This is a genomic window from Gammaproteobacteria bacterium (assembly GCA_029862005.1).
In the GTDB taxonomy this organism is placed as follows: domain Bacteria; phylum Pseudomonadota; class Gammaproteobacteria.
In genome coordinates, this window is record JAOTYD010000024.1 from 40,981 (window position 1) to 48,889 (window position 7,909).

The 7,909-nt window shown below is 40.8% G+C and carries 8 protein-coding genes; all 8 read left to right on the plus strand.

All coding sequences use genetic code 11. The annotated features are described in order from the left end of the window. Window positions 1-198: 198 nt before the first annotated feature. On the plus strand, window positions 199-1,023 hold the full coding sequence (locus OES20_14075) for a glycosyltransferase (GenBank protein ID MDH3635823.1): 825 nt from the start codon (window positions 199-201) through the stop codon (window positions 1,021-1,023). Beyond that, window positions 1,016-1,459: an adenylyltransferase/cytidyltransferase family protein gene (locus OES20_14080; GenBank protein MDH3635824.1), complete on the plus strand. Its 444-nt coding sequence runs from the start codon at window positions 1,016-1,018 to the stop codon at window positions 1,457-1,459. Before OES20_14075 ends, OES20_14080 begins: the two co-directional genes overlap by 8 nt. 9 nt (window positions 1,460-1,468) lie before the next feature. Then, on the plus strand, window positions 1,469-2,290 hold the full coding sequence (locus tag OES20_14085) for a hypothetical protein (GenBank protein MDH3635825.1): 822 nt from the start codon (window positions 1,469-1,471) through the stop codon (window positions 2,288-2,290). 4 nt (window positions 2,291-2,294) lie between these two features. Next, a complete protein-coding gene (locus tag OES20_14090) occupies window positions 2,295-3,131 on the plus strand; it encodes a LicD family protein (protein MDH3635826.1) in 837 nt (278 codons plus the stop codon). After that, window positions 3,103-3,729 carry a sugar transferase gene (locus OES20_14095; protein MDH3635827.1) on the plus strand — a complete coding sequence of 209 codons (627 nt, stop codon included), beginning with the start codon at window positions 3,103-3,105 and terminating at the stop codon, window positions 3,727-3,729. Before OES20_14090 ends, OES20_14095 begins: the two co-directional genes overlap by 29 nt. Beyond that, complete coding sequence (locus OES20_14100) at window positions 3,716-4,891, plus strand: DegT/DnrJ/EryC1/StrS aminotransferase family protein (GenBank protein MDH3635828.1); 1,176 nt, start codon at window positions 3,716-3,718, stop codon at window positions 4,889-4,891. Before OES20_14095 ends, OES20_14100 begins: the two co-directional genes overlap by 14 nt. A 66-nt stretch (window positions 4,892-4,957) precedes the next feature. Then, the gene (locus OES20_14105; protein MDH3635829.1) at window positions 4,958-6,928 is read left to right on the plus strand and encodes a polysaccharide biosynthesis protein; all 1,971 of its coding nucleotides are present in this window, start codon (window positions 4,958-4,960) and stop codon (window positions 6,926-6,928) included. A gap of 64 nt (window positions 6,929-6,992) precedes the next feature. Continuing rightward, on the plus strand, window positions 6,993-7,909 hold a 917-nt coding region (miaB, locus tag OES20_14110; protein ID MDH3635830.1), incomplete at its 3' end, for a tRNA (N6-isopentenyl adenosine(37)-C2)-methylthiotransferase MiaB.

The following is a 7,909-nucleotide window of genomic DNA, read 5'->3' on the forward strand; positions in this document are numbered from 1 at the left end:
AGATAGCAAATAGATTCGCATTTTGCCTCGATATTTCTGATACTAGTGACCTTCTACCCGAAAAGGATACCAACCTGTTAAAAGCAATCTCATTGTAGCAAATACGGGAATATCGGGCCTACTTAATTCCCGTTAACGGGGCAGCAGTGATATTAATCAAATGACATTGGTCTTTTAGCTGTGACTATAAGTCTCTTGATGTGTGTGTATAAAAATGACATACCCTCATTTTTCAGAGAGGCGTATAAAACCGCACTAAATCAAACCTTAGTGCCTACAGAATTTGTTTTGGTTGTTGATGGGCCCATTGATAGTTGTTTAGCGGTTGAAATAAAACACCTGCAGGAACTCTGCACCAAAGAAAGTATTACTTTTAATAGAATAGACTTTGAAGTCAATAAGGGGCATGGTGAAGCAAGAAAGGCTGGTGTTTTGGGTTGTAAATGCAAGTATGTTGCAATATTTGATGCAGATGATATTTATGACAATACAAGGCTGAAACAACAGTATGATTATTTGGAGGCTAATCCCGAAATCAGCATTGTTGGCTCCCAGATAGTTGAAGTAGATTCAAAGACTCTTGCTCCAATAGGTAGACGAGTTTTGCCTGTTGAGCATGATGACATTATGAAAACAATGAAGATTAAATGTCCAATCAATCAAATGACTGTGATGTTTATTAGAGAAGCCGTTTTAAATGTTGGCAATTATCAGACATTTTTTCACAATGAGGATTATTACTTATGGATAAGATTAGCGATAGGTGGTTACCGATTTCATAATTTAGATAAAGATCTAGTGAGGGCGAGAGTGAATCCTTTCTTTTATAGACGCCGAGGTGGCTTGGAGTATTTCTTGAGTGAACTAAGGATTCAAAGATTTCTTTTAGAAAATAATTTAATTCCACTGCCATTGTTTATATTTAACGTCTTTATCAGGTTTTTTATTCAAGTGCTTTTACCTGAAAAGTTTAGAAGTACTTTATTTAAATTGTTTTTCAGAAAAAAGGTGGTTTGTGCCTAATAAAATTATTGGTTATACGACGGGTGTGTTTGATATGTTTCATATTGGACACCTGCATTTATTGAAAAAGGCTAAAAATCATTGTGATTATTTGATCGTAGGTGTCAGTTCTGATGAGTTAGTTGAGAAATATAAGCGTCGAAAACCGATTATACCTTTTGAGCACAGGATTGAAATTGTTTCTGCCTTGTCATGTGTTGATGAAGTGCTTGTTCAGTCACATAGAGACAAAATCAGAGCATTTCATGATATCGGTTTTGATGTGATGTTTGTGGGTGACGATTGGAAGGGAAGTGAGCTGTTTAATAGTGTAGAAAAGAGTTTGGAAAAATTTGGGGCATCTGTGGTTTATTTCGAGTATACGAAGGAAGTATCTTCAACTAAATTCACCAAAATCCTCCAGGACATATACAGTGCAGATAAATTGTTAACTTGAGTATTATGCATGTTTGTTTTTTCTAAATGGGATGGTTTTTGTAAGTTTATTTTTGATAATAAGTTGAAGTGTATTCGTGCAGATGAAATCCAAGTACAAATCCCTGACTCTAAATGGATAGCCATCAAGCATGATGTTGAAACAGATGTAAATAAAGCGCTACAAATGGCAAAAATTGAATGCAAATATGGTATTAGAGCAACATATTATGTCCAGTCTTATTTGCTAGAAAGCAATTCAAGTGTGTTATCTGATATTCAAAGCTTGGGGCACGAGGTCTCTTATCATTATGATGTTTTGGATGCAAATAATGGCGATTATGAAAGTGCAATTAAAGAATTTTCCGCGACATTACTGAAGTTTGAATCACTTGGATTTAAAATTAACACGATTTGTCCTCATGGAAATCCAGTAATGATTAGAAGTGGTTGGAATTCCAATAAAGACTTTTTCAAAAATATAAATGTAAGAGACTTATTTCCTGGAATTTTTGATGTTGTTGTTGATTCGAAATCAAATATAACAGAGGGATTTGTATATATTTCAGATGCTGGATATGGTTGGAAGAAAATTGGAAATGTTTATGACAATGACAAGCGCAATATTGGTGATTCTGATTTACAAAGCATCGAAGGGGTTGTGTCTGAGCTAGAATGCGATGGGCGTTTTATTATTAGTTGTCATCCCCACAGGTGGGAGAGATCGAAAATTAAGGCCACGTATAATTTATATTTATTTAAGATGATTAAGTGCGTTGTTAAACCATTGCTAAGAGTGGGTGTAATTAAAAAATCCCTGTCTAATTTTTATTACTTAGCAAAAAAATTATAGCGATATGGATAAGTTTGATCTAAAAGCATTGCAGAAAAAAATCCTTGAGATGGCAGAGTATTTTGATTCATTTTGTAAAAAACATGAAATTGTTTATTACCTTATGGGGGGGACTGCTCTAGGTGCGATAAGACACGGTGGCTTCATACCATGGGATGACGACTTCGATGTGTTCATGGATTATGAAAACTACCAAAAATTTTTAAAGATTGCCTCTTCAAGGATTAATTTTACTAATTATTACCTTCAAAAGGAATGTACGGAGGAGTGGCCTCTATTTTTCTCTAAACTTCGTATGAATGGAACTACATTTATAGAGAAGGATGTCGTTGGTCGAGACATGCATCATGGTATATACATAGATGTAATGTGTCTTAATAACGCCTTTGACAATATATTCCTGCGCTATTGTCAATATCTCTGTGCGAGAGCATTATCAGCTGGTGCATTAAATCAAAAGGGTTACATTACCAAGTCACTTAAAAAGCGTGTAGCTCTAACATTAGCGTCATGTTTTTTGAGTAGCCCATTAAGAAATAATTTATTGAGATTTGTAAGGTGCCTCAACAAAAAAGATACTAAATTAGTTGGCCACTTTTTTGGAAGAGCTCCATTTAAGAGAACCAGTTTTTTACGTGAATGCTTAGGAGAGCAAAGATATATACCTTTTGAAACCACGTTGTTACCTGTCCCAGAAAGGGTAGAGAATTATCTTTCGGTAAGGTATGGGGGCGATTATATGAAGATGCCGTCTAATATTGAAAAATCGAAATACCCTAGTCATGCTTATTTAGTAGATACGAATTGCTCCTATGAGAAGTATCTGGGTAAAAATATCTGAGATGCTTTTTAAGCGTTTATTTGATATTTTTTTTAGTTTTGTAGGATTAATATTGTTACTCCCTATTATAGTTGTTTCATGGCTGGTGGCATCATTAGACACCGGTTCAAATGGTTTCTTTATTCAAAAAAGAGTTGGGAAGAATGGTCGGCTGTTTAACTTGGTGAAAATAAAAACCATGAATTGTATTGAAGGTGTTGAGACTACAGTAACTTCATCAAAGGATGCTCGAATTACACGAAGTGGTTCCTTTTTGAGGCGTAGTAAACTCGATGAACTCCCACAGTTATGGAATATTTTAATTGGACAGATGAGCTTCGTCGGACCGCGACCTGATGTACCTAGTTATGCGGATAGGTTGACTGGGAAAGACCTAATTGTGTTGAGTGTACGTCCTGGTATTACTGGTCCTGCATCGCTGAAATATAAAAATGAAGAAGAGATGCTTTCCCTCCAAGCTGCTCCTGAAAAATATAATGATGAAGTGATCTGGCCCGACAAAGTACGGATCAACCGGGACTACATAGAGAATTATTCTTTTTGTAAAGATCTTTACTATATTTGGAAAACCATTTTAGGACGAGATGTTAAAAACTAAATTCTCCCCCTGGCCCTCATTTACGTCTGAGGAAGCTGAAGCTGTGAAAGCTATTTTGTTATCAAATAAGGTAAACTACTGGACAGGTGACGAAGGCCACCTATTCGAGAAAGAGTATGCTCATTTTGCCAATTCACGATATGCCATTGCCCTTGCCAATGGAACTGTGGCTCTTGAACTCGCGTTAAAAGCTCTTGAGATTGGCCCTGGTGATGAAGTTATAGTGACACCTCGAACGTTCCTGGCATCTGTGTCTGCTGTCGTCAATTCAGGCGCAATTCCCATATTCGCAGACGTCTCATTAGATTCCCAAAATATTACTGCCGAATCTGTTATTAAAGTATTGACAAGCAGAACAAAGGCCATCATATGTGTACATCTGTCAGGGTGGCCCTGTGAAATGGACAAATTACTTGAGTTGGCAATTGAACTCGATTTGTATTTAATTGAAGATTGTGCGCAAGCTCATGGTGCCAGATACCAGGGTAGGCCAGTGGGGTCCATTGGCGATATTGGTTGTTGGTCCTTTTGTCAGGATAAAATAATGTCCACAGGTGGGGAAGGCGGAATGGTAACAACAAATAGCCGTGAGTTGTGGTCTAAAATCTGGTCTTACAAGGATCACGGGAAATCCTGGGAAGCGGTATATGATAGAAAGCACCCTCCTGGCTTTCATTGGCTGCACGAATCGTTTGGTACAAATGGGCGGATGACTGAAATGCAGGCAGCTATCGGTCGAATACAATTAGGCAAGATGGCAAAGTGGAAGAAACTAAGGCAGGCTAATAGTGCGAAGATTGATTCGGTGTGTAGTAAATTTGATTCGCTACGAGTTCCCTTTGTACCTGACCATATTGACCATGCCAGATATAAGCACTATGCCTTTGTAAGACCAGAGCTACTTAAATCGAATTGGAATAGGGATCGCATTGTTGAGGAAATTAATCGGAAAGGTGTGCCATGTTATCAAGGGAGCTGTTCAGAGGTTTATCTGGAGAAGGCATTCGATAATACAGGTTTAAGACCTAAGAAGCGTCTTCCCGTTGCAAAAGAATTGGGTAAAACAAGTTTAATGTTTTTGATTCATCCTACCTTGACCAAAGTGGAAATTGAAAATACCTGTGATGCAATCATTAAAGTAATGGATCAAGCGTCAATTTAGTTAATATCAAGCCCATATGCGAAAGTTTGCTGGATTAACTTTCAACAGGTTTAAGAAAACAAACTTATGATAATAAATCGAATTTTAAATTTACCACGTTATATAAAGCGGCTTATCGTTGTGTCCGTCGATCTATTTTTATTACCTCTCGCGCTGTGGGCATCATTCTCGCTGAGGCTCGGCGAATTTTACATACCTGAAGGTAATATTAAATATATGTTTTTCGCGGCACCGGCAATTGCTATTCCGATATTTATTCGCCTTGGATTATATCGAGCCATTATCCGATACATCGGTTTCATGGCCATGTGGTCGGTGGCAAAGGCCGTTAGCTTTTACACATTGGTATGGGGCGTACTTGTATTAATGACGCAAACGTCGGGAGTACCTCGTTCGGTTTTGTTAATTAACTGGTTGATGGCTATCATTTTGATCGGTGGTACTCGGGCGATCGCTCGTTGGTGGCTTACGGGTAGTTTTAAATTGAGTCACCAAGCTAGGATAAAGAAAAGAGTAGCTATTTATGGTGCGGGTAGGGCTGGAGTACAGGTAGCAAATGCTTTGTCTAGCAGTTTCAAATTCAAACCCGTTGCGTTTATTGACGATAATCCTGGTTTGCAAGGGAATTACATCGGCGGTTTACGGGTATATGCGTTTAAACAGCTCAGCTCACTTATTGAAGATCAAGCTGTGACCGAGGTATTGCTGGCACTGCCTTCAGCTTCCCGTTCGACAAGGAATAGAATTATTTCGATGCTGGAACCCTTCGCGGTTCATGTAATTACGTTACCCGCTCTCGACGATTATGCCAGTGGCGACATTAAACCCAACGACCTTCGAGAGGTAGGCATTCGTGATCTACTAGGTAGGACTCCTGTAGATCCCGACGAAGATTTATTAACAAAAAATATCAGGGATAAAGTAGTCATGGTCACGGGAGCGGGTGGTTCGATTGGGTCCGAGCTATGTCGACAGATTCTCAAGATTGGACCATCTGTCCTGATTCTGTTTGAGCGCAGCGAACACGACCTGTACAAGATAGAAAGCGAGCTGATCGCTATGGCGGAAAGGATATATCCGCAAATACCCGATACTAGTGAATTTATTATCCCGATACTGGCTTCCGTAACCATTCAAAGTCGCCTAGATATGGTATGTCAAGCCTTTGGAGTGCAGACAATTTATCACGCAGCAGCCTATAAACATGTACCGATGGTAGAGAAAAATCCGTTGGAGGCTATTCAAAACAATATAATTGGTACCTACACGGCAGCGATGGCCGCAATAGACAATAGTGTCGAAACTTTCGTATTAATTTCGACGGATAAGGCGGTACGTCCGACTAGTACTATGGGTGCAACCAAAAGGTTTGCGGAAATGGTCCTGCAGGGACTCTCGTTACTTGACAAAAATAAAACCCGATTTAGCATGGTGCGGTTCGGTAACGTGTTGGAATCTTCCGGGTCCGTTATACCCTTGTTTAGAAACCAGATTAAAAACGGTGGGCCGGTTACCGTCACTGATCCTAAAATTATTCGCTATTTTATGACTATCCAGGAAGCCTCTCAGCTTGTAATACAGGCCGGCGCTATGGGTAGGGGAGGGGAAGTTTTTGTGCTGGATATGGGAGAGGCGGTTAATATCCTGGATATGGCAAAAAAACTGATCCATTTAAGCGGATTGGAAATTAAAGATTCAGAAAATCCTGATGGCGATATCGAGATTGTATTTACCGGATTAAGACCTGGTGAAAAGCTTTATGAAGAATTGCTAATCGGTGAAAATGTAACGCCGACCCGTCATCCACTGATCATGTCGGCTGATGAAGATTATACGAGTTGGGGGCAAGTTTCGGATTATATGGATCGACTAAAATTAGCGATTGAATCCAACAACGTCGACGCGGGCCGAATGCTCTTGGTTGATGCAATAAGTGAGTACAGTCCTCAATGTGATGTGGTTGATCTGGTGCAGGAGCAAATGAAGCACAAAGTCGGTAGTGGAAATAAGGGTAACATTCTCAATTATCCTTCGTGAATCAAATCACTGAAATCTCCAATTAACACGGTGTGTGTTCAGCACTTTTGGTTAAAATAGGCGCATGAGCGGCAAGGTATTTATCAAAACCCACGGCTGCCAGATGAACGAGTACGACTCAGCAAAAATGCTTGACGTACTCGCCGCTGGCTGTGACCTGGTGCTGACCGACGAAGAGTCGGAAGCCGATGTGCTGCTGCTGAATACTTGCTCGATCCGTGAAAAGGCACAGGAAAAGGTATTTTCACAGCTCGGACGCTGGAAAAAGCTCAAGCAGAATAAACCCGAAATGGTCATCGGCGTCGGCGGCTGTGTCGCCAGCCAGGAAGGGGGTGCGATTCGCAAGCGTGCACCTTTCGTTGACCTGGTTTTTGGTCCGCAGACCCTGCATCGGTTGCCGAAAATGCTGCGTGAATCGCGCCAAAGCGGTAATGCAGTGGTCGATATCAGCTTCCCGGAGATCGAGAAATTCGACCATTTGCCCGAGCCGAGGTCCGACGGTGTCAAGGCATTCGTGTCGATCATGGAAGGTTGCAGCAAGTACTGCACTTTTTGCGTGGTTCCTTACACCCGTGGCGAAGAGATCAGTCGTCCACTCGACGATGTCATCGCCGAGGTGGCGAGTCTTGCCGCGCAAGGTGTGCGCGAAGTCAATTTGCTGGGTCAAAACGTCAACGCTTACCGTGGCGAAATGGATGACGTTGACATTGCAGACCTGGCGTTACTGATCCATTATGTCGCTGCGATCGACGGCATCGATCGTATCCGCTATACCACTTCGCATCCGGTCGAGTTTTCCGACAACCTGATCGACGCTTACACGACCGTGCCCGAGCTGGTGAATCATTTGCATCTGCCCGTGCAAAGCGGCTCGGATCGCATTTTATCAATGATGAAACGCGGTCACAGCGTGATCGAATATCGGCACAAAATCAATAAGTTACGCCAGAACAGACCCGATATCAGCCTGTCTTCCGATTT

Coding starts and splice junctions, on each gene's coding strand:
- OES20_14085 (MDH3635825.1), top strand. CDS start 1,469: ATGTTTGTTTTTTCTAAATGGGATGGTTTTTGTAAGTTTATTTTTGAT.
- OES20_14075 (MDH3635823.1), top strand. CDS start 199: ATGTGTGTGTATAAAAATGACATACCCTCATTTTTCAGAGAGGCGTAT.
- OES20_14100 (MDH3635828.1), top strand. CDS start 3,716: ATGTTAAAAACTAAATTCTCCCCCTGGCCCTCATTTACGTCTGAGGAA.
- OES20_14105 (MDH3635829.1), top strand. CDS start 4,958: ATGATAATAAATCGAATTTTAAATTTACCACGTTATATAAAGCGGCTT.
- OES20_14095 (MDH3635827.1), top strand. CDS start 3,103: ATGAGAAGTATCTGGGTAAAAATATCTGAGATGCTTTTTAAGCGTTTA.
- OES20_14090 (MDH3635826.1), top strand. CDS start 2,295: ATGGATAAGTTTGATCTAAAAGCATTGCAGAAAAAAATCCTTGAGATG.